This is a genomic window from Chitinophaga sp. CF118 (genome assembly GCF_900112615.1).
Taxonomy (GTDB): Bacteria; Bacteroidota; Bacteroidia; order Chitinophagales; family Chitinophagaceae; genus Chitinophaga.
Window position 1 is genome coordinate 844,185 of the sequence record NZ_FOMK01000001.1, and the last position, 23,259, is coordinate 867,443.

General features: G+C 42.8%; 16 protein-coding genes. 1 reads left to right on the forward strand and 15 read right to left on the reverse strand.

Annotated elements, in window-relative coordinates:
* Window positions 1-50: 50 nt before the first annotated feature.
* From BM176_RS03285 to BM176_RS03345, 13 genes are all read right to left on the reverse strand, one after another.
* Window positions 51-1,031, reverse strand: coding sequence for a hypothetical protein (locus BM176_RS03285; protein ID WP_090099501.1), 981 nt, complete (start codon window positions 1,029-1,031; stop codon window positions 51-53).
* A gap of 96 nt (window positions 1,032-1,127) precedes the next feature.
* Window positions 1,128-1,718, reverse strand: a complete 591-nt coding sequence (locus BM176_RS03290; protein WP_090099503.1) for a Crp/Fnr family transcriptional regulator — start codon at window positions 1,716-1,718, stop codon at window positions 1,128-1,130.
* Window positions 1,719-1,761: 43 nt separating this feature from the next.
* Entirely contained in the window at window positions 1,762-2,259 is a 498-nt protein-coding gene (locus tag BM176_RS03295; RefSeq protein WP_090099505.1) for a hypothetical protein, read from the reverse strand.
* Between the two features lie 113 nt (window positions 2,260-2,372).
* Window positions 2,373-5,114 (reverse strand): M14 family metallopeptidase, encoded by a 2,742-nt coding sequence (locus BM176_RS03300; protein ID WP_090099507.1) that lies wholly within the window; start codon window positions 5,112-5,114, stop codon window positions 2,373-2,375.
* A gap of 8 nt (window positions 5,115-5,122) precedes the next feature.
* The gene (locus tag BM176_RS03305; RefSeq protein ID WP_090099509.1) at window positions 5,123-6,565 is read right to left on the reverse strand and encodes an amidohydrolase; all 1,443 of its coding nucleotides are present in this window, start codon (window positions 6,563-6,565) and stop codon (window positions 5,123-5,125) included.
* Between the two features lie 27 nt (window positions 6,566-6,592).
* Window positions 6,593-9,316 (reverse strand): M14 family metallopeptidase, encoded by a 2,724-nt coding sequence (locus BM176_RS03310; RefSeq protein WP_090099511.1) that lies wholly within the window; start codon window positions 9,314-9,316, stop codon window positions 6,593-6,595.
* 79 nt (window positions 9,317-9,395) lie between these two features.
* On the reverse strand, window positions 9,396-10,691 hold the full coding sequence (locus BM176_RS03315; protein ID WP_090099513.1) for a M20/M25/M40 family metallo-hydrolase: 1,296 nt from the start codon (window positions 10,689-10,691) through the stop codon (window positions 9,396-9,398).
* 24 nt (window positions 10,692-10,715) lie between these two features.
* Window positions 10,716-11,336 carry a hypothetical protein gene (locus BM176_RS03320; protein WP_090099515.1) on the reverse strand — a complete coding sequence of 207 codons (621 nt, stop codon included), beginning with the start codon at window positions 11,334-11,336 and terminating at the stop codon, window positions 10,716-10,718.
* 26 nt (window positions 11,337-11,362) lie between these two features.
* On the reverse strand, window positions 11,363-12,970 hold the full coding sequence (locus BM176_RS03325; protein WP_090101589.1) for a SusD/RagB family nutrient-binding outer membrane lipoprotein: 1,608 nt from the start codon (window positions 12,968-12,970) through the stop codon (window positions 11,363-11,365).
* Window positions 12,971-13,003: 33 nt separating this feature from the next.
* A complete protein-coding gene (locus BM176_RS03330) occupies window positions 13,004-16,525 on the reverse strand; it encodes a SusC/RagA family TonB-linked outer membrane protein (protein ID WP_255373422.1) in 3,522 nt (1,173 codons plus the stop codon).
* A gap of 244 nt (window positions 16,526-16,769) precedes the next feature.
* Window positions 16,770-17,750 (reverse strand): FecR family protein, encoded by a 981-nt coding sequence (locus BM176_RS03335; protein ID WP_177230280.1) that lies wholly within the window; start codon window positions 17,748-17,750, stop codon window positions 16,770-16,772.
* Between the two features lie 96 nt (window positions 17,751-17,846).
* The gene (locus BM176_RS03340) at window positions 17,847-18,473 is read right to left on the reverse strand and encodes an RNA polymerase sigma-70 factor (protein WP_090099522.1); all 627 of its coding nucleotides are present in this window, start codon (window positions 18,471-18,473) and stop codon (window positions 17,847-17,849) included.
* A gap of 228 nt (window positions 18,474-18,701) precedes the next feature.
* Window positions 18,702-20,219, reverse strand: a complete 1,518-nt coding sequence (locus tag BM176_RS03345; RefSeq protein ID WP_090099523.1) for a hypothetical protein — start codon at window positions 20,217-20,219, stop codon at window positions 18,702-18,704.
* A 283-nt stretch (window positions 20,220-20,502) separates the two neighbouring features.
* Between BM176_RS03345 and BM176_RS03350 the strand changes: the two genes are divergently transcribed.
* Window positions 20,503-21,429 carry a TIGR01777 family oxidoreductase gene (locus BM176_RS03350; RefSeq protein WP_090099524.1) on the forward strand — a complete coding sequence of 309 codons (927 nt, stop codon included), beginning with the start codon at window positions 20,503-20,505 and terminating at the stop codon, window positions 21,427-21,429.
* Here the strand turns inward: BM176_RS03350 and BM176_RS03355 are convergent, their stop codons facing one another.
* Both BM176_RS03355 and BM176_RS03360 read right to left on the reverse strand, forming a co-directional pair.
* Window positions 21,430-22,629 (reverse strand): anthranilate synthase component I family protein, encoded by a 1,200-nt coding sequence (locus BM176_RS03355; RefSeq protein ID WP_255373423.1) that lies wholly within the window; start codon window positions 22,627-22,629, stop codon window positions 21,430-21,432.
* A 111-nt stretch (window positions 22,630-22,740) separates the two neighbouring features.
* Window positions 22,741-23,193 (reverse strand): hypothetical protein, encoded by a 453-nt coding sequence (locus BM176_RS03360; RefSeq protein ID WP_090099528.1) that lies wholly within the window; start codon window positions 23,191-23,193, stop codon window positions 22,741-22,743.
* Window positions 23,194-23,259: the final 66 nt, after the last annotated feature.

Genomic DNA, 23,259 nt, shown 5'->3' on the forward strand with positions numbered 1-23,259 from the left:
TGCACATTTCAATGGCCGCTCATCCGGTTTTAACAAATACCTGCAGAAGATTAATGACTGAAATACTGCATTACAATAACATATACTAATGTTATGATATGGATCAGGTTGGCCACAGTGTTGTTCCTGATAGACCAATATACGTTGGCGACGAACATAGAAAGTGGCAATACTGCCAGTAACCAGTAAGAGGGAGAAAAATGTACATTAAAGAAAGGCACTACCATCGCGACAAACACATATACAATCAGCACACTCCATATTTTGCGGCCCTGGATCAACATCTTCTTAATAGTTCGTTGCAATAATAGCCAACCCAAACTGAAAAAGAAGATACTGGCCACCACGGCTCCCCACACCTTATAATGTGCGATTACCGGAATATTGACGCCTATGCGTGGAATCCTTGCAAACAGGCTCCACTGGTCAGTAAGATAGAGATAAGTACCCAGCAGGTATAACGGGCATATCAGCCCCAATAAAGCAATAATCCACTCTGCCAGCCTGAAAGGCCGCATAATAAGCAGACTAAGCAATAACAGCAGGCAGAAAACGACAGAGGGGAAATAAAACAGGCTACATACCCCCAGGGCAAACCCAATGTTAAACACTACATCCCTGGCGGAAGTACGTGTATACAGAAGTGTGATGCTGGAAAATACCCATAACATGATCAGATTTACCAGCAAAGCAGGAGAAAACACATTCCATCCCTCCAGCAGAGAGGTAAAGAGCATGTAACTCATAGCCGGTAAATAAGTTGGCTTGGCAAATAGACGCTGGTGATTGATGATCTTGGTAATAAGCAATGCCTGTAGCAGCAATACCAGGATGGCAAGGCTGGTAAACAGGTAAGGACTTGTCCCTATCGCCCGCTGGATCCATTTTACGAACAGGTCATATAATAAGCCTTCTGAGCCGTCTGCCAGGAAGGTGGACGGGTGCAGCAGGTAATAGAACTTTACCAGTAACGTATATATTAACAACAGCAAAACCGTCAGCGGGTTGCCGGAGCGGAAAAATTTTACCACAGTCTATTATCTCTTTTTCACTTTTGAAAGCGTTCCAAAGGTATTTTAAAGCAGGAGAAAATCAAAATATTATGAAAACCATGTATAAATTGGTGATTATCCCTTGCTAAGCATTCTTTTCCGGATACGGCTGAGGGATGGCCCCTGGATACCAAGATAAGAGGCTATATGATAAAGTGGTACTGTATTGAAGATATTGGGATGTAACTTCAGTAACTCCACATATCGCTGCTCGGGAGTTTTAAATAAGATGTCTTCCGTACGATTCATAATCAGGTTGAAACCCATTTCTACCACATACCTGCCAAAGCGTTCCCATTGATGCGACTGCTGATAAAGTTCCTGCAGATGATTAATATGGATGTATATAATAGTGGAATCAACCATACACTCAGTATAATAGTTACAAGGTGTTTGATTGATGAAACTTTTATAGGCGGCAACAATCTGGTTATCAGTATAGAATAATATATTCTTCTCCTCCCCCGTTTCTTCATTCAAATAGTAAGTACGAAAAATACCATTGATGATAAAACCGAGATGCTTACAAACATTCTTGTATTCATTATAGTACTCTCCCTTTTTGTATTGCTTCACCTGCCAGAACGGAATCGATAAAGCAAATTCCTTTTCATCCATTCCGGTGAAAGAATGTAAGGCCTGTTCTAATAATTTAATCTCAGTCATTTTTATAAATAGAGTTCAAATTCATTTCCAAACAGGAAGTAAATTAATTCCTTGAAGTAGCCTTGCCAGATGAATCTATATGAAAATCCCAGGCTTTCAGAATACTATCCACTTGCTCCCTGGTAATCACATTTGGTCTTTGATTCGTTAATGAACTACTGAAAGTATATGTCCATGAGGGAGTGGTATCATAACGATAATTGAGAGCCAGTTCTTCTTTGTTGGGCAGTGGTTTCAGGATAAAGTCATTTTCATATTTTATCCGGTCATATGCCACTCCTACCACCTTCATTCCCCTGTGTATACTGTTGATATCGCTCTTCGGAGGGAACCAGACTTTAGTTTCCTTTTCATCATTCGCAGTAGTCCAGTTGCCTGGTAGTGGCAAAATGCCGCGGCGTATTCTTTCCTTATTGAATTTTACACCGTATTGATCGGCAGTGGGGAATAATTTATACCAAATTGTGTTTCCATATACATATCCGATAAGCACCAATAATAGTACGCCCAGTTGAATGATATCCTTTTTATGCTTCTTCATAACTTTTCCTATCTAATGCAACTTACCACTTTCGTGCATTAAATCAAACAGCCGTCACATCTCTTTTAACGGAGCGTGACGGCTGTATTTTCATTGAGGGAAGAGATTATTCGTTATTTAACAGTGTATAATCCATTAAACAGCAATTTAAATGTACTATGTGATTGCCCGCGGAAAGTGATTTCAGGACCAAAAGCATAAAGTGTTCCTTTTCCTACTGGTGCAACAAATGCAGCTACTCCATCTTTCAGGTAAGCCTGTCCCCAGGCCCAGCCACTGCGTAAAGGCTTATCCGTTGTAAACCAGGCTATAGGCTTCACTCCCTTTTCTGCTGCTGTGGCATCCAGCTTAAACACCGGACTGTTATCGAAATTAATATCCCCCACAGAAGGCATTCCCCAACCAGCGGTTTGTGTACTGTCGAATGCTACCTGCAGAATGCTGCCGGGTACAAAATATTTCGTACCAGGTAAAGGCTTACCTGTTTTGTCGTCCACTAATGCATTATGGACAGGTAGCTCCATATGGTAAGCAAGATTAGTGCTGGTGCCAATGGTGATGATAGTACCTCCTGCTTCCAGGAATTCTTTCAGTTTAGGCACAGAAGTATCTTTCGAGATCTTGCCCATCATACGCCGGTACTTTTCAGGAATCTCTTCTTTTACCGGAGGCTTCTCTGCCCATCCATAACGGTTAGGCTCTACTCCTGATACAGGCGGAATAGCACGGGTTACAAAGATGATGGCATCATATTTTTTACGCAGATTGCCGGAATCAATATCCTGCGGATAGATCACCTCTACCGGAAAATGATATTGCTCCATAATCCAGCGGATCCAGCCGGAAGGTATAGAACCCCCGTAATTATCCCAAAGGGCAATACGCATAGCGGAAACAGGTTCCATTCCTTTGGGCTTTTTGCTAATGCCAACAGGCTGCACGGCAGATTGTTGCAATATCGCTTTACCCGCTGCAGGAATATAGAAGGTTCCGGCAGCATAATCAGCCGTTCCTTCTGTAAGGCGATATACTTTTACGCCCGCTTTCAGCAGGTCGTTGACTGCAATGAATGAGTTGTTAGCGTGGGGACTTAACAGGTAGCCCGAAGCTGTAGCAATAGTAGCTTTTGGCATTTGCTGTAATTCACCGTAAGGCAGACGCTGAAAAGGTCCGTCAAAAGCATCCAGTAACCGATCGTACTGAACACCCATCTGGAAAGCGAGTGTCCATCCGGCTGCATCATACGGACGAATAGGAGGACCACCGGGATATTGGAAATCGTTAGGATGATCCTGTGGTTCAAACATATCCAGCACATGCGGACGAAATGCCTGCGCTGTTTTCACAATATAAGATCCGGCAGGATAATGTTTACCTGCTATAGTAAAAGAATCCGTTGCCTTGTGTACACTAATACCTGCTTTGATCAATGCATTGATGAACTTCACAGCTGTTGCAAAATCCGGCTGATCAGCAGAAATAACATACCCACGCGGATCTCTTTCCGCTGGATTTTTATACACTGCATCGTAGTAAGACATTGGAATGTTGTTGCCTCTCTTCATCCAACCATATGGGTCACTGCCATCATCCTTTGTCGTGTCTTTTTTATCTTTCTTATATGCTGCAGTAATAGCGTCGGCACGTTTGGGAGAAAGTGTCCAGGAATCTTTGTTTCCCCTGTCTATCGCATTCTTTCCCATCTTATAGATGTTGTACAATACTTCGTCGCGCTGGCGTGCTGCATAATCCAATACAGAATAATTCAGGGATACGGAATAATCAATAGATCTTCTGAAATGCCAGTTATCCTGCGGCGTTACCGGGTTTGGCGTAGCTCCGTTTGGAATCAGGCGTTGGGGTACTACCGGGATCTTTTCAGGAGTAGGATTACCAATGATCTCTGTAAGCAGACCAATCATATTGTGGTACTGTGTAGTAGTGCGTAAACCGCCATTGTACCAGGTAGAAAAGCTGGACCCGTTCAGGCGGGTGTAACCGGGTTTATCTTCCACATTGAGACGGTTATACATAGCGGCTCCCAAAGCATCAATACCAGTGATCATTAAAGGATCAAACACATAGTTGAAAGGATCGCGGTAGGGAGGTCCTGCCAGGACAGAACCTTCCGGTCCGCGTTGGTGATGATTGTACATGATCTGCGGCATCCACTCCAGAAAAAGTTGTTTTCCCATGTTGCTGCTTTCTTTCATGTTCATGATATAGAAATCACGGTTGTTATCATGACCAATATATTTCTCATACAGCACCGGTAATTGTTCTGTAGATCTTTTCAATGTATCTGCATTACGCATGTACCAGTTGGTTACCAATTCCTGTCCGTCAGGATTAGCATGTGTCATCAGGATGATTACGTTATCCAGGATGCGCAGCGTTTCAGGATCTTTGCGACTTACCAGCTGCCAAGCTGTTTCTATCAGCTGATGTGTACCCACTACTTCTGTAGCATGCAATCCACCGTCAATCCATACCACTGCCTTACCTTCTGTGGCAAGTGCGTGTGCCTGTTGTTCTGTGAGGTCTTCAGCCCTTGCCAACTGCTGGGAGATCTGTTTATAACGCTCCAGGTGTTTAATGTTTTCAGGAGAAGAAACTACGAGCATATATTGGTGCCGTCCTTCTTCTGTTAAGCCAATGTCTACCAGCTTTACCCTGTCTGACGTGGCCCCCAGCTTCTCAAAATAAGCAGCAGTCTGTGTATAAGTGGCCAACTGATAATCATCTCCGATATTAAAACCGAAGTGCTGTTTGGGAGTAGGAATTGTTTGTGCAACAGATACATCAGCACATAACAATGCCGTTACTATCCATAAGACGGAAAGTTTACTTTTCATAAAGCGGGTTATTTTTTGCGATAATCCAAAGCGGGTGCACGATTGCCCAGCATGGCCTCATATTTAAAATCAGGTCCTTGTCTTTTTTTCAACTCCTGCTTTGCAGCTGTTAAAGCTGCAGGATTATTAAACAGATCATAGGCTGTTAATGCTAATGTTTTCGCTGCAATCATCATTCCTTTCGCGCCTATACTATTACCCGCAGCTGCTACATTCTGCCAGCTATGTCCAGAAGATCCTGGTACAAAGGTCGCTGTGGATATACCTGCAGTAGGTGCTACCCAGCTCACATCTGCAACATCTGAAGATCCAATTCCTCCTGATTTTTCTACCTTAAACGGTTGTACGGTAGAAGTAGCTTTATCAAGATCAGGAAGATGTGTTTTGTCTATCAGGGTAGACTGAATTTTCGTAGCAAAATCCCTTTCAGCAGTTGTATAAGTAAAACCGCCAACGGTATGCAGATTACTATCCATCAGCTTCGATAAAGTTTCATTCGGCAACATGTTATATACACCTCCGATCACTTCATAGTTCATACGTGTGCCAGTACCCATAGCTGCACCTTCTGCGGCTTTCACCATCCTTTCCCATATATCTTTCACTACCTGCATATCCGGGTGACGCACATAATAATACACTTCTGCAAATGCTGGTACTACATTCGGAGCGTCACCTCCTTTGGTGATCACATAGTGAATACGTGTTTCTTCGGGTACATGCTCCCGCATCATATTCACCATATAGTCCATTGCCTCTACTGCATCGAGTGCTGAGCGTCCTTTTTCTGGTGCACCAGCGGCATGTGAAGCAACTCCGTAAAATCTGAATTTTGCATTTTTGTTAGACAACCAGGGAAATATATCAGCAGAGTTTTCATTGCCGGGATGCCAGTGTAATACAGCACTTACATCATCAAACAATCCTGCTCTTACCATATATACTTTACCGGAGCCACCTTCTTCTGCAGGACAACCATACAAACGGATCGTACCTTTTGCGCCGGAGTTCTTTAACCAGTTCTTTATACTAATAGCTGCTGCTACAGAAGCTGTACCAAACAGGTTATGACCGCAGCCATGTCCTGCTCCTCCATCTGTTATAGCTTTTTGCTCTGGCTCATCTACCTGTGATAATCCAGGTAATGCATCATACTCAGCGAGAATACCAATTACCGGTTCTCCGCTTCCATAACTAGCCATGAAGGCAGTAGGAATATCAGCAATACCTGCTTTTACAGTAAAGCCTTCCTGCTGCAGCGTTTCCTGTAGCAGAGCAGAACTTTTCTGCTCCTGGTAACCTACTTCTGCAAAGCCCCAGATCTTTTTTGCAATGGTGCTATATTCTGGTGTATGCTGGTCCAGATAGGATACCAGCGCTGCTTTATCTTTGTTCTGCCCCATCGTTAAAGAAGACAGGCAACAGAGTATTGGAAGAAGATAGTATTTCATGAAATCATGTTAAATGATGAACACGCGTTATTTGTACAATTGATTAAACAACAATTTAAAGGTACTGTGTGATTGTCCGCGGAAAGTAATTTCAGGTCCGAAGGCATACAACTTGCCTGCACCCACTGGTACAGAGAAGGCTGCCACACCATCTTTCAGATAGTTTTGTCCCCATGCCCATCCGCTATGCAGCGGTGTGCCGGTAGAAAACCACATCAGTTTTTTTATGTTACTGCCAGGTGTAATTTTAAATACAGGACTACGTTCAAAGTACACATCATTTTTTGCATGCATACCCCAGTTCTCAGCAGCAGTTGTATCCAGATCTGCGGTTAACAGGCTACCTGGAATATAATATTTAGCGCCTGCCAGTGGTTTTAATTCTCCTTTACCATTCTTTTCAACCAACGCATTTTCAACAGGCAACTTTAAGTGATAAGCAAGATTAGTACTGCTACCGATCGTTACTATCTGTCCGCCTGCTTCAAGGAAAGTTTTTAACTGGGGAATAGATGTATCCTTGCTGATTCTTCCCAGCCACGGTTTGAACTCCGCTGTCAGCTCTTCGGGTTTGGGAAGCTTGCCAAATGAGTATTCAGACTTTTTCGGTTTACCTGTATCAGGAATGGCGCCGGTTACAAAGATAATCATATCATATTTTTTGCGCAGCGCACCTGCATCAATTTCCTGTGAGTATACCATTTTATAATCGTAATGATATTGCTCCATCAGCCAGCTTAACCACCCCGCAGGAATAGAACCACCATAAGTATTCCAGATAGCAATACGCATAGGGGAAACAGGCTTCAATTGTTCCGGGCGGGTACTGGCATTTTGTACAGTCATGCCCAATGTTGCAGCAGCAGTATTCAATATCTCCTGTGCTTTTGCAGTAGCAGGAATATAAAATGCGCCATCCTTTGGCAAACGGGATACTTTAACTCCGGCTTTAAGCAGGTCGTTCACAACAATGAATGCATTGTTTACCGCAGGGCTCAGCAGATATCCTGTTTTGGAAACAGCAAAAGTACTTGCAGGTGGTTGTTCAATTTCTCCATAAGGTAACTGAGTGAATGGCCCGTCCACGTTATCCAGGATCCGGTCAAACTGTACTCCCATCTGGAAGGCCAGCGTCCATCCTGCTGCATCATAAGGACGTACAGGCGGGCCACCTGCATACTGAAAATCATTAGGATGATCCTGTGGCTCAAACATGTCTATCACATGCGGGCGGAAAGCCTGCGCAGTTTTCACAATGTAAGAGCCCCCAGGATATTTTTTACCAGCTACAGTAAATTCAGTTGTGGCTTTTTGTATGGCGATTCCGGAACGACTCAACGCATTAATGAATTTAACGGCAGTTGGAAAGTCCGGCTGATCTGCTGAAATAATATATGCACGTGCATCACGATAAGCAGGTTCTTTCAATACGGCTGCATAATATTTTGATGCAATTGTATCTTCTTTTCCTAATGTATATTCTCCTGTCGATTCTTTGTCCTTTACTGTATCTTTTTTGTTCCTTTTATAAGCGGTTTGGATAGAATCTATATAACGGGGATAGAAAGTCCAGTGATCACTGCTACCCCGTGTAATAGCATTCTTACCCATCTTGTAAATATTATACAACAACTCACTGCGATAACGTGCTGCATAATCCAACACTGCATAGTTCAGTGATACGGAATAATCGATCGACTGTCTGAAGTGCCATTCCTGCGGAGCTATAGGGTTAGGCGTGGCTCCATTAGGAATCAATCTTTCAGGAACCAGTGGTACTGTTTCAGGCGTAGGCCCGCCAATGATCTCTGTGAGCAACCCTATCATGTTATGAAAATAAGGTGCAGTACGCAGGCCACCGTTCCACCAGGTGGAGAACTGTGAACCTGCACGCTGAGTGTAACCAGGCTTACCTTCTACATTCAGCCGGTTGTTCATGGCAGCGCCAACTGCATCAATACTGGTTACAATTAATGGATCAAAGACATGGTTGAAAGGATCGCGATAAGGAGGACCTGCCAGTACTGAACCATTAGGACCACGTTGATGATGGTTATACATGATCTGCGGGATCCATTCCACATATAACTGGCGACTGATGTTCTGCGACTCCTTCATGTTCATCATATAGAAGTCACGGTTGTTATCATGCCCTACATATTTTTCATACAGGCGGGGAATGTTCGTTGCACGTTTCTTCGGATCTTCCGTACGCATATACCAGTTAGTCACCAGCTCCTGTCCGTCAGGATTAGCATGCGTAAGCAGGATGATATCATTCTTCAGTATGTCCAACGTTTCCTGGTCATTGCGGCTTACCAGCTGGTACATGGTTTCAATCAGCTGATGTGTACCCACTACTTCAGTAGCATGTAAACCTCCATCTATCCATATTACGGACTTCCCTTCAGCAGCCAGACTGCGGGCCTGTTCATCTGTTAATCCTTCTGCATGTGCCAGCCGTTGTGAGATCGCTTTATATTTCTCCAACTGCTTCATATTCTCGGGAGAAGAAACGATCAGCATATACTGATGCCGTCCTTCTTCTGTAAGACCAATATCCACCAGTTTTGCGCGATCTGATGCCGCCAGTTTCTTAAAGTAGGCTTCCGTTTGAGTGTAGGTAGCCAGTTGATAATCGTCGCCGATATTGAAACCAAAATGCTCTTTAGGAGAAGGAATTGTCTGGGCCCGGACCGTTGCTATGCATAATAGCAGTAAGGTTAACATACTATAGATTTTCTTCTTCATTAGACCTGATTTCGATTAGATAAAATTGCTGTATTTTTTTCCGGAGGCACTCACCCCGGAAGTTGGATCGAAAGCGATGTTATTTTGCAATACCGGCTTCTGATAGTAAGATCAGTAATGCCTGTTGTATTGCCAATGCACCATTATCATTCACCCACCATTCTTTCAATGCATGCGGATTACCCGCATTGCCACCTACACCAATCGTTATTGCGGGAATACCTTTTGAGATAGGAATGTTTGAATTGGTAGAACCCTCGGTCAATTTAGGCGTTCCGCCTTCGTACCGGATAACGGCCATCGCCCGCTGAATGACCGGCAATGTGGAATCCAGTCCTCCGGAAGGACGGTCTCCTATCAGCTTCACCATTACTGTCAGGTCATTACCACTATGCTTCATTTTGTTCTCTTCCACAAGTGCCCGCTGTACCGCATCCTGTAATAGTTTGTCCATACCGGCCACACGTTCCGGACTTTCAGAACGCATGTCTACTTCCATCCATGATTCAAAAGGAATGGAATTGACAGAAGTACCTCCCCCTATTACACCTACATTGTAAGTAACCCTTACACCTGGCAACAGCGATAATGAATCTGCTCCTGCAGACCAGTAATGAATAGCGCGACCTAAAGCATTGTGCGGATTGGCAAAGCCAAAGTTATAGGACGAATGACCTCCCGGGCCATTAAAGGTTATACGATAGCGATGAGAACCCAGTGCCCGGTGTGTAATATGCGTACTTTCCCATCCGTCAATCGCGATATAACTATCTATTTTCCCCGGTCCTTTTTCACTGAACAAATTCTTTACGCCGCGCAGATCTCCTTGTCCTTCTTCACCTACAGTACCAATGAACAATACATCTGCATCAGTTTCAATTCCTGTTTTTTCAAGTGCTTTTACGACGGTCAATACAACAGCCAATGCTCTTGTATCATCACATACACCGGGCGCATACAGCGTATCGCCTTTGTGTACGATCTTCACGTCTGTCCCTTCCGGGAACACCGTATCCATATGTCCTTCCATGACCACTGTTTTCTTTCCGCCTTTACCTTTCCGCTTACCGATCACATTACCCACATTATCAATCCATACAGAATCAACACCCGCATCTTTCAACATAGCTGCATACTTTTCTGCCCGTACTGATTCTTTGTAAGGAGGTGCCGGAATTTCAGTCAATAAGATATGATTGCTTAACGTTTGTGGCTCCAGGTCGATAATGGTCTGTAATGCCTTTTTTACCACTGCCTTATCAGTAATTGTTTTGATCTCTGCAGTGTATTTAGCTGCGGGCTTATCCTGGGCACGAATGCCCAGGGCCGCAGTTATCAGAGCGAATGAAAGTGAAACATTTTTTACAATACGCATAGTTATTTGTATTTCAGAACGGAACTATTGATTTTTAAACCTTACACCTACCCTGCAATCACCGGGTTCTCCACGTGCTTCATCACAAATATTGTTATAAAAACTTACTATTCTACTGCCATCTCCCAAATTGAGTATGAACTTGAATAAGAAATAATCATTCGTCTTTACAGTACTGAGATCAACGTTATTGATCGCAGCCAGTTGTGCAGCTGTAAAGGAGAATGTTTTGGGAAAGGTTGTTACTGTTTCATATAGCAACTCACCCGAGCCTACTATGCTTGGCAGCGGAAACTGTGCGATACTGGTATATTGATTACCCGGAGATGAAATCACCAAAGGATATGGAGGCACACTTGATTCTGCTTTATTGTAGGTAGTATATACTTCTATAGAGGTAACAGTTGCTTTATCAAATCCCACCCAATCCAATGAGAACGCAAACTCCTGATTGGCCACATTCGTATCTTTCAGATTGAAGAATGCAACCTTTCCTGCCTGTCGTGTAGGCAATGCTGTTTTAGTAGTATCTATCGTTACTACAGGAACCGCTGTATATTGGTAATCTTCCCACTCATAGTGCTCCTTTTTACAAGCAGGTAAACCTAATGATATGATCAATATTGTAACTAACAGATATCTCATAATTAATATTTTAATGCCCCGTGATTTTATTTATCCCAGAAAACAGGAGTGATTTGCTGCGCAATTTGTAAAGCACTTACATCACCCAGATTAGTATTAGCAGATAATTCCGTTTGTGAATAATACAACCGCAATGGGAAAGTAGTGAGTGGTGATAATGGTGTACGTAATACCGGCAATGCTGTTCTACGGTAATCATTATATGCTTCCATCCCATTTCCATAGGTGGCAATATATTTCTGCGTCATCACCATATTAAGTTTCCCTGCATCGTCTGCCGCGTCATACGCTATGAGCAGTTTATCTTTAAATGCACTGATTGCACTGGCGGACAACGCAACACCACCATTGGCAGCACCGAAAGTGCTTACGCTATTTAAGTTTGCAGTAACGCCATCACTAAAGTTCTGCCTGGCATCATCGCCTGTATTTAAGGTAAGTGCTGCCTCTGCACGGATAAATTTCACCATGGCGTTTGTGATCATCGGGATCACTCCGGCGCCTGTTCCATCTGTAGTTGCTACTACTTTCAATGTGGCAGTAGCGCCTGTATTTGTGAGGAATACATTAGTGACAGGAATATTATTAATAGGTGCATTGTCGTATAAACCTCCGGCAGGATACACTCCAAAGGTAGAACGCCTGTTCAGATCTGCGGGAGCTGCTGTACCATCGCCCGGGTTACGGCCATAATAGCCGTTGCTGTTCGTTGAGTTATTTAAGCCTGCTGTTGCATTCTGACGATAGATAAAATACCGTAAGCGGGGATCATCGTTATTGAACAGGAGATCAATAAATGACTGACACATGTAAAATGTTTTGGGAGACTGGTATTCTATACGATGCCAGGGATGACGGTTGTTGGGATTCTGTGCAGAACCGAACTTAAAAGTATAATCAGTGGCGTTAGTATTAGTAGTACCTCCTATCAATGTACCAGGACTACTGATCAGTGCCTGTATAGCAGTAGCAGAGCGGGTAGGATCTACCAGCCGGATCTGGTTATACAGTTTTAATTTCAGTGAATTAGCCATGCTGATCCACGATGTTTTAGTACCGCTATAGATCATATCTGACGAGGCAGGTACCAGTGTTGCAGTTGTAACCTTATCGGCATTTACGAGTGCAGAGTCTATCAGTACTAATACACTTTCATATATATCAGCGCCTTTATCAAACTTAGGACTTACTGTTTCCTGTCCCTTTTCAGATTCAGAATAAGGAATATCTCCCCACATATCCACCATCAGACTTACGAGATATGCTTTTTCCAGCCTTGCTATGGCCACATACCCCCAGTCGCCCTGCGCTGTACCACTGGCAATGATTGCCTCCAGGTCATTCAGCGTCTGGCTGTAAAAGCCATTCCAGGAGTCGTCAAAGCTGGTACCTTGTTGCTGATAGCGACTAAGATCACCGGAGAAAACAGCATGCTGCATGAACGTAGATGTACCACTGTTCAGCAGATACATATTAGCTGCCATAGAGACTTCGGTAGAAGGCAATAGTAAGGACCGCTGTGCTGTGGTTGGATTATTAGGGTCTGTATTGATATCTACAAACTTCTTGCAGGCACCGGCTACCAACGAAATACCGGCTATCAGGAATGTATATGTGATGTATTTATAATTCATAAACATGACAGATTGATTGATCAATATCCCAAATCAGAAAGAACACCTTAAGTTGACGCCGAATCTTTTAGTAGTAGGCACTGCGAGGTTATCATAACCTTGTGAGTTACCTACACCCAATGAACTAACTTCCGGATCGAAATTGGTATACTTAGGAAAGTTGGGCGCATTATACCATAGGTTGCGACCGGAAACAGAAATGGTAGCAGATCCGAAAGGCGTTTTACCTAAAAAGCTTTTTGGTAATTCATATGCCAGTGAAATCTCACGCAACCGGAACACAGTGGCATCAAATACAGACCCTTCATTTAATCCGCCGGGGCCAATACCACTATTAAAGAAGAGATCTTCGTAAGACATGGCTACGTTGTTCTGAATCTTCTTTCCTCCGGCATCAAATAATGGAGTCAGCGTTTTCGCATCACCCAGCACTCCTTTAGATACAGTCTGGAATTCACGGTTTTCCGTATCCCTGGTTACTCCACGGGATAACATCTGTCCAACCGTATTGGAATACATTTGCCCACCCTGTTTCCAGTCGAATAAAATATTCAGGGAAAGGCTTCTGAACCTGAAGGTATTGGTAAGGCCCACCATGAAATCAGGATTCGGATTTCCTATTGCTTTCAATGCACCGGATATCAGTGGTTTTCCTGTACCGGGATCTATCAGTATATTATTCTCCTCATCACGCGCATAAGCGGTTCCCTGGATCAGTCCATAAGGCTGGCCTACGATGTGCACACTGCTGGTACCAGCAGTACCACCGTAACTGAACTTTTCATAACCACCCAGGTTTTTGATCATGTTCCTGTTACGGGTAAAGTTGGCATTGATGTCCCAGTTAAAACCATTATCGGTTCGGATAGGTGACAGGTTCAATCCTATTTCTACTCCTTTGTTGGTAGCTTCTCCCAGGTTCAGGATTTGTGTGGTATAACCGGAAGAAGGTGCAGCCGTTACTTCAAAGATCTGGGAAGTACTACGTTTGCTATAATAGGTGAAATCAATGCCTATCCGGTTATTGAAGAACTGTAATTCTGTACCCAGTTCCAACTCTGTAATGAACTCAGGTTTTAAATTGGCGTTGGTGAGCAAGTTGGACTGTGTTACAATATTATAAGTGCTTCCATTTGCCGGAGTGAAAGGCAACCCTACATTTGAAGGATTGGTAGAACCTCCCAGGATGGCATTAATCTGGTAGAAATTGGCAGTCTGATAAGGAGAAGCCTCATTACCCACCTTTGTATAACCAGCTCTTACCTTACCAAAGTTCAATACGTTTTTAGATAGGTGGAGTGCTTCTGTAAATACCAGCGATCCGTTTACACCACCATAAAAATAGCTTCTGTTGTTGGCTGGTAGTGTAGAAGAAATATCATTCCTTCCTACCAGGTTCAATGATGCAAAGTTTTTATAATCCAGGGTGATATCTGTGAAGAATGCATAGTAGCGTTGTTTCAGTATATTCCTGTTATTAGTAAGCTGTACACCTGTAACAGAGCTGGTGTTATTCATATCGTGCAGGTCGGCCACAATGATATTATCACCATAAAATGCCTTACGATCCGTGAACCGCTGATTCACGTTATTACCGAAGATAGCGCGGAGTGACAGATCAGGACGGATAGTATGTGTAGCTGTTAATAACAAGGTGTTATCCAGTTCCTGCCTGTAGATATTATCTGTAGTAATACTACCGTTTGAGTAAGATGCGGAACCTTTTCCTCTTACACTCATGCGCCTGTCTGTATAAGCATTAAAACCAATTGTATTCTGTACATTCAGCCAGGGCAACGGATCAAAGCCCACAATCAGATTACCGTAATAACGGTCTACATCGCTGGTATTAGGACTATGCTTAACAGACCAGTAAGGATTATCTATACCCGTGTAATCATATACGTTGCTGCCATCTATTGGATTCTCGTAAGGGTATCTTGTTAAGTCGTAACTGGTAGGTACATACATCAGCGTAGACATGATGGAACCTGTCAATCCGCCTACAGGAGGTGTTTTCTGCCGGGTGGTTACATAGTTAATGGAACCACTCGCATAAAATTTATTATCCAGTTTGATATTACCACCAATGTTGACAGAAGTACGTTTGATCTCATTTCCAGGTACTACTCCTTTATTCACTGTATTAGAGAACCCTGCATTGAAATTACCTTTTTCACTACCGGAAGAAATGGAAAGCGCATTTTCATATACACTACCCGTCTTGAAGAAGTTTTTAGCATTTTCTTTTGCATAAGACTTATACGGCACCTGAATAGGTGTTACGCCATCCGACTCATAAAACTGTGGAAATACAGCTGAGCTGAATTGCCTTGTTAATTGATGAGGTATGGTAGCCCTCGTAGGCAGCATACTCTGCACTCCCTGAAAAGGTTGCCCCCAGGAAGCATATACCCCCTGCCGGTAATCGTTGTTAGTTCCCTGACCATATTTAGTCTGATAATCTGGCAGGCCCGCCACCTCTTCAATAGCATAAGAAGTATTGTAAGTGATCTCAGTACCCTTCCTACTTTTCTTTTTACCAGCTTTTGTAGTGATAATGATGGCACCATTTGCCGCCCTGGAACCATATAATGCAGCGGCAGCAGCACCTTTGAGCACTGTCATGCTCTGAATATTGTTCGGGTCAAGGTCAAAAGCACGGTTGGTAACACCGGCACCTCCTACAGTAGCAGATCCTACATTCGCAAAGCTGGAGTTATCGAAGGGCACCCCATCTACAACAAACAGTGGCTGGTTATTACCATTCAGGGAAGAGTTACCGCGAATGGTAATATTGGTACCGCCACCGGCCACACCACCAGCCGATTGGATATTTACACCCGCCACTTTACCTGTTAAAGCACGTACCGGATCAGGTTCAGATTTCTGAGCCAGTTTATCGGAAGTAACGGTACTAACGGAATAGCCCAAACTATTTTTCTGACGGGCAATACCCGCAGCAGTTACTACTATATCGTGTAGCTGTTTTACAGCCGCCTGCAGTTTAATGGTACCTGCATTTGCCGCTTTTATTTCTGTAACATGATAACCAACAGCTGAGATCATCAATGTAGCATCCTGTTTTACTTTCAGCGTAAAAGAGCCATCCGGGCCAGAGGTTACACCATTGGAAGTACCTTTCTCTACAATGGTACAACCGGGGAACGGTTCTCCGTTTTCGCTCACTATTTTTCCTTTAATGATAGTATCTGCGGCGGGAGCAATAATAACCGGCGATTTATCTTTTAAGATGATAAAGCCATCGTTCACCACAAAATTAATATCCAGTGGTCCAAGCATTTTATTCAATACTTTTCCCAACTCCTCACCATCTGCTGAAGCAGAAACTTTCTTATCCATGGGAATACGATTGGAGCTGTATACGAACTTTACATCTGCCTCATTACGAATCTGGTTCAATACCATTTTCAGGCTAACATCATCCGCCTGCAGGGAGATCTTTTTACTGAGGATACCTTGTGAATAAGCGCCATTGACGCAGGAAATACCGGCTAGTAACAACATGAGCATACCCGCTGTTGTTCTTTTCATGAATTTGGAGATACAGGCATTTGTCTTTACATTTATATTCATAGACCTATTTACTTTGTTAGATTTCTGGTTGAATGAGACAAAGAGATTCCATTACCACGCTGTCACGTGGATATTACATGGGCTATAATTCTTAGCAGGGGGCTGTCACCTCCTGCTTTTTAATTCTATATGGTGCTTGTTTTACGCATAGGCTTACTTTTTTTTGTTTGATACATTCTCGTTGGTTGCAATAATTTATATTCTATATTTTTGGTTGAAGCAAAATAATTGGTCCTTTTATCTGTACCTCCAGGTTGAGTGCCTGGCTAATCATTTCCATTGTTTTTTGTAAAGACTGGTCTGTCATGTCCGCTGTAATTAAGTTGTTTACGATAGCGGGATCCTCTAATTGTATATCTACATTAAATTTCTTCTCTATTCTCTGGATGACATCCCGCATGCCTGCGTCGTTAAATGCCATATCGTATTCTGTTCCTTTTGTCAGTTCATGCAAAGCCCTGCCAGCTTTCTGTGCCTTCGTGATAGTGGCCTGCGGTTCTGAATAAACTGCATTTTCATTTGCATACAACATGAGCTCTTTTGACTGTCCCGTAGTAAGAGATATCTTCCCGGTAAGCACTGATACAGCTATTTCGCTACCGGTATTACGGATGTTAAAGCTGGTACCTAATACCTTTGTGGTAAGAGAACCACAATAGATCAGGAAAGGGTGTTGTGCATCTTTTGCTACTTCAAATAAAGCTTCTCCCTGTAATGTTACTTTACGGTCACCATGGCCGAATGTGAGCGGAAAAATAAGTTTACTGTTTCCCTTCAGCCATACAATAGTACCATCTGACAGAATCTGTTTTTTAATACTTCCCGCCGTACCGGCTACATAAGTACTTCTGTGCGGAGCTATAAGGTTCAGCAGGCTTTCTCTTGACAAAAATCCTGCTGCTACAATGATAATAACGGATGCTGCAATTTTCAGGAACTTATTACGACTGAAACTGAAAATAACGGTCCCCCTTTTCTGTTCATGGTTGTTGATACGTGCTGTCAGTTTATTATACATTACCTGCTTATCGTTGGCAAGTTCCTGTGCAGGCAGGGTATCGAATGCTTCTTTATTTTCCAGTGAGTCCAGCCAATTCTCCACATATTCCACTTCCTGCTTATTCAGCAGTCCTTTTAAATATTGATCTATTAAGGATTCAAATTTTTGGTTGTTCATCGGCATCTCAAACATTCATTTTTGTGTGACCTTATATCAGCACGTTGTAATAGATAAGTAAACTGAAAAAGGTAATACACCTAGCCGGCCGGAAAATATTTTTTAAAAGAACCAGAAGTGATCACTAAAAGCTACTCTCAATTGGCGGAGCGCCCTGGTAAGATGGTTTTCAACGGTTTTATGCGAGATATTCAATGTTTCGGCTATATCCCGGATAGATCTGTGTTCATTACGGCTCATTCTAAACACCTGCTGACATTTTTCGGGCAAACGGGCTACTTCTTTCTCCACTGCCTTTGTCAGGTCTGATAATTCGATGTTTTCCTGATTGGAGTTATCCATCATTTTCTCCTCATAGCGGGAAAAATGGCTGGCATATGTTCGTCGTACTTTGTCTGCCTTGATATAATTGAATACCTGGTATTTAACAGCGGTAAACAGGTAAGCAGTGAGAGAATGGGTCAATGTAAGCTCTGCACGCCTGGTCCAGAGGGAAAAGAATACTTCCTGGATGATCTCTTCAGCGGCTTCTTTGGTTTTCAGACGATTATAAACATATGCATATAATCTTGACCAGTAATCATTGTAAATACATTCGTAAGCGTCCCTGTCACCTTTTATTAATAAGGTAATGAGCTCAGCTTCACTGTATGTATTTAGTTTTTTAATAATGTTGTAGATTTTAGCTCGTCGACTGGTTGATACTCTAAAAAAACAAAAAATAATCAAAAAATCATAGACATTTTATAATAAAATAATTGGCTACTAAAAAAAGTCAACAAACTAGTCTCAAATAGCCCACCCAGTCAATGTATTAAATTAATAGCAATGTAACATAAGAAGCCCTCATAAAACATATGAAGGGCTTAAATGAAGCATTGTGTTCCTCAGGGAACCAAAAAAGGGGCGTATCATCCTTTTGATACGCCCCTTTTCATTAAATATCTATATCAGCCCTTAGAAATCTACTTTAGCAAAACAGATGTAATTTCTATACACACATGGGATGAGTACAGAGCGTCCACTTATTTGTTTACCATAACGGGGCATCCAGGTAAAGCCTTTATCGAGATTACGTAATGTAGGTTTACGGCTGCTTTGCCCATCGGGTTCCAAACCAACATCTGTCATGATATAATTACGCCTGTCCAGCTCATTATACAGGAAACGAAGTTCACTGCCAATGTTTACCATCATGTAAGAGAGATACAGGTCTTCTCCGTCATCATACTGACTTTTGTGTATAAAGTTGCTCCACAGCAGGTTGCCGTCATCATCCATGGAAAGGATGGCTACGTTATCGTAGTGATAACGGTTCTGCTGATTATTATTGTTGTTATTATACCACGGGTTGTAATACCATGGAGAATACGGAGAGTAGTAGTATGGTGAGTACATGCCGTAAGGCGCGCCATACATATAGTTCCAGCGGTTCCAGGGCTGATAACGGGAGGTGGTATAAAATGATTCTGCTGTAAGAATGAACCCACCGTTTTTTGTATTGATGATCCGCCGGATAAAGTAATCATTAAATGCAGCATTCGTAGATGATTCTCCACGGGCATTACCTTTCAGTTCGGGAGAGAACACTACTTCTTTTTCGTACAGCAGTTTGTTTTGTGCATAATCATATTTGCTGACGTACAATCCTTCTACGTTCCCCCGCTTCTGTTTGTAATAGAATGCAGTCACGAGTACTTTGTGACTGGCATTATCCATCTTCATTTTCACTTCGTCCAGCAGTTGTGATTTCAGCTCCAGTGGCACCTGTTCGAAGGAATCTACAGCCGCACGTTTGATGACCAGTGAACCACTGACTATATAATCCCGGTTGGAAGTACGTTCCAGTTTATTGAACAGCATGTCCCCCTCGTTAGACAGGTTAAAATTGCTCAGGAAAGACTTTTTGGTTTCCATGGGCAGTGATACCCTGCTGTTGTTCATGAGATGGAAGGTACTATCGTACAGAAAGGTGTAGAAAACGTTATCGTTCTCTTTATCCTGATTGATTTTATATACCAGTATCTTACTCTTGTCTTCCGAAAATTCTACAGAGTATACCTTGTTTTCTTTGGAATAGAAGCCGATCCGGGTAGAATCTATCATAGTAGGAGCATCTTTGAACTTACCATCTCCGTTCATGGTAGCGCAGAAGCTATAAACGGCATCTTTACGCTGGAACTGGTATAACATAAATACTTTATCCGGATAAGACACGAAATCAACGCTAATCAGTTTCCTGGGAAGAAAATCCAGCTTTACACGATCTTTGAGCTGCATGGCATTATCGTATACAGATACTGCATAATCGTCCCTGTCGCTCTTGTAAACAAGGATATTGCCTGATACCTTTCCGAGAATTTCGAATTCTGTGCTTTTGTAATCATCCTTTTCAGGATCGGTGTAGGATACCTTCTGTGCGATGGCGGTCCCACTCCATAAAACCAGTAAAGCATAGAGATATAGAATACGCATTGCTATATGATTTAAAAATTGCAGTTAAGGTTATTATGATCTAAACGGTAAATGGCTGTAATTCATTGTGAAAGCCGATAATTAACGTGGAGGGGCTTTCTGTTCTCCATTCTGTTATCAAACCTACACGAAAATTTGCTTACTGCAAAACCAGCATGCACAATTACGGGAATCCTGACCAATAAAAGATTGGTGCGATTCTGGCTATATTCCTGCAATAGATTATTGAGCATTTATTTGTGTACTTTTATTCAATTTCTTACAAACCCACTTTTATACCTTCATGGATACGGTATTAATAACCGGTGGTACCGGACTGGTAGGCCAGGCGCTTTCCAAGCTACTTGCAGACGTTGGCTACAGGGTAATTATCCTGAGCCGCCACAACGGTACAACTTCAGATAATGAACTTATCAGTTATGCCCAATGGGATGTTTCGCGCCGAACAATAGATATTGATGCTCTGCAACAGGCTGATTATATTGTACATCTTGCCGGAGCCAACGTAGCCGATAAAAGGTGGACTGCTTCCCGTAAAAAGGAGATCCTGAACAGTCGTACCCATAGTGCGGCCTTATTATACGATTCCCTGGAAAAACATCCCAATAAAGTAAAAAAGGTGATCAGTGCTTCTGCTACAGGTTACTATGGAGAAGATCAGGGTCATGCTTTTATAGAAACCGATGCCCCGGCTACCGATTTCCTGGGCACTACCTGTGTAGCATGGGAAGAAAGTATACTGAAAATGAAGCAGCTGGGAAAGAAGATCGTGATCTTGCGCACAGGCATTGTACTGAGCCGGGAAGGAGGTGCCCTTAAAGAGTTCTACAAGCCACTGAAATTTGGTTTTGCCACTATCCTGGGTAACGGTGAGCAATATATCAGCTGGATCCACCTGCACGATCTTGTAAGGCTTTATCTGAGTGCTATTGTAAACCATGATCTTGAAGGAATTTATAATGCAGTAGCACCTAATCCTGTCCAGCATAAAAAGCTGGTTATGACGATGGCACAGGTGGCTAAAGGAAAGAGCTTCCTGCCGGTATATGTACCTTCCTTTGCATTAAAACTGGCACTTGGTGAAATGAGTATTGAAGTATTAAAAAGCTGTCAGGCATCTTCGTCCAAAATACAGGGAACAGGCTTTGTATTCTCCTATCCTGAAATAAAAGGGGCTATGGAAAAGATCTTTGGCGGAAATCCACAATAATTAGCTTTCAAGAATTTTTCTCATGGATGCAGCTTTCAGCAGGCATTCTTCCCATTCCTTTTCAGGATCTGCATAAGAAGTGATGGCAGAACCTGTTGGAAATGACAAGTATCTGCTTTCTTCATTGTACAGGATACTTCTGATAACTACATTAAAGTCAAAATCTCCTTCAGGGGTAATATAACCAAGTGCGCCTGAAAACAGGCCACGGCGGCTTTTCTCATATTGCTCTATCAGTTGTAATACCCTCAGTTTAGGGGCGCCTGTCATAGACCCCATCGGAAATGCCTGTTTTATAATTTCCGTAAACGGCAGTCCCGGTTCAGGGATAGCCGTTACCGTAGAAATCATGTGGTGTACATGCGCAAAGGAATAGATGCCAAACAGTTCTGTTACTTTTACGCTTCCGGGAGAAGCGGTATGGGACAGATCATTACGTACCAGGTCTACTACCATTACATTTTCTGCCCGTTCCTTGCTGTTTTGCCGGAGTGCCTGCCGGTTCAGTTCATCTGCTGCTTCATCCTCTTCCCTTCTTATAGTGCCTTTAATAGGCTGTGAAATCACCAGCGGGCCCTTTTTCTGCATGAAACGTTCGGGACTGGAACATACTACGTATTTACTACCAGTGCGATAATAAGCCGCAAAAGGGGCAGGTGAGAGTGTATTCAGGCGTTGAAATAATGTTAGAGAGTTTGCAACAACATCTTCCATATAGTTTTCCCGGCAAAAGTTCACCTCATAACAATCCCCGCGATGAATATGTTCCTGTAAGCCCTTTACTGCCTCCAGGTATTGTTTCCGGTTTAAATATGCTGATACTTTGCCCTTTGGGCGATGAAGGGTATTTTGTACTGGTATGGCTGCACACTGATCATAGAGTTTTTGTGCACCAGCAAGGTCCAGATTCCAGCCTCCAATTCTTACTTTCTGTTGTTCCAACAACATTAGGATTCTGGGCCTGAAAAAGAACAGGTCCGGGAAGTTGATCCCATCGGGATGTAGAGACTGGAGAGAGGGGAATGTTTCGTTTTTAAGGTCGTATCCGAGGTGGCCGAAGAGCCAGTCCTGGTGTTTATCATAGTATCCCTGCAATGCAGCAAAAGCGTTGCCGGCATTACAAGACAGTGTATCCAGTGCGTCTGCGGCAAGGATGGCTTCGTTTTGGTGATATATTGAAGCGTAATTGTTATTGTCCAAAAAACAACAAATGTTGAACGTGTTACCCAAGTTCAACATTTGTTGTTTAAATAGCGTTGGATCATTAACCGGAAAATCGTGAAATATCCTGATAATGCGTGCATTTAATGCTTAAAAATCGTCGTCGTCGTCGTCAAAACCGCCTCTGTCATTGAAAAGCCCCATATCCTTGAATTCGTCGTCGATACTCAGGTCATCATCATCGTCATCAGCACTTTTCTTACCTGGACGGCCACGTTTGTTCTTTGGCTTAGGCATATCAAACTCTTCGAAATCAGGATCGTAATCCTCATCTCCTTCTCCCTTTTCCCAATTATCATCGTCTTCGTCCCCTACTTCATCATCTTCATCATCCAGATCATCGTCATCCTTCCGTTTTGATTTTGAGGCCGGCTTATCTGATTTTTTTGAAGCAGCAGACTTACGGGGAGTTTCCTCCTCATCCTCATCATCATCGTCCTCCTCTTCCTTCTTGGGCTTACTTGCTGCTTTGGGCGCGGCTTTAGTAGTCTTTGGAGAACTCGTCTTTTTGGTCTCTTTTTCGTTATCAGATTTTGATTTCATAATAGGTCACTTAAGTCTTTAGCGTATTTCTTTAGCGTAAAGTTTTAACAGTTTTTTGTATTAGCC

What these genes read in the sequence shown, in the direction of transcription:
- BM176_RS03290 (WP_090099503.1), bottom strand. Translation starts at nt 1,718, where the DNA reads ATGACTGAGATTAAATTATTAGAACAGGCCTTACATTCTTTCACCGGA.
- BM176_RS03295 (WP_090099505.1), bottom strand. Translation starts at nt 2,259, where the DNA reads ATGAAGAAGCATAAAAAGGATATCATTCAACTGGGCGTACTATTATTG.
- BM176_RS03300 (WP_090099507.1), bottom strand. Translation starts at nt 5,114, where the DNA reads ATGAAAAGTAAACTTTCCGTCTTATGGATAGTAACGGCATTGTTATGT.
- BM176_RS03305 (WP_090099509.1), bottom strand. Translation starts at nt 6,565, where the DNA reads ATGAAATACTATCTTCTTCCAATACTCTGTTGCCTGTCTTCTTTAACG.
- BM176_RS03310 (WP_090099511.1), bottom strand. Translation starts at nt 9,316, where the DNA reads ATGAAGAAGAAAATCTATAGTATGTTAACCTTACTGCTATTATGCATA.
- BM176_RS03315 (WP_090099513.1), bottom strand. Translation starts at nt 10,691, where the DNA reads ATGCGTATTGTAAAAAATGTTTCACTTTCATTCGCTCTGATAACTGCG.
- BM176_RS03320 (WP_090099515.1), bottom strand. Translation starts at nt 11,336, where the DNA reads ATGAGATATCTGTTAGTTACAATATTGATCATATCATTAGGTTTACCT.
- BM176_RS03325 (WP_090101589.1), bottom strand. Translation starts at nt 12,970, where the DNA reads ATGAATTATAAATACATCACATATACATTCCTGATAGCCGGTATTTCG.
- BM176_RS03330 (WP_255373422.1), bottom strand. Translation starts at nt 16,525, where the DNA reads ATGAAAAGAACAACAGCGGGTATGCTCATGTTGTTACTAGCCGGTATT.
- BM176_RS03335 (WP_177230280.1), bottom strand. Translation starts at nt 17,750, where the DNA reads ATGCCGATGAACAACCAAAAATTTGAATCCTTAATAGATCAATATTTA.
- BM176_RS03345 (WP_090099523.1), bottom strand. Translation starts at nt 20,219, where the DNA reads ATGCGTATTCTATATCTCTATGCTTTACTGGTTTTATGGAGTGGGACC.
- BM176_RS03350 (WP_090099524.1), top strand. Translation starts at nt 20,503, where the DNA reads ATGGATACGGTATTAATAACCGGTGGTACCGGACTGGTAGGCCAGGCG.
- BM176_RS03360 (WP_090099528.1), bottom strand. Translation starts at nt 23,193, where the DNA reads ATGAAATCAAAATCTGATAACGAAAAAGAGACCAAAAAGACGAGTTCT.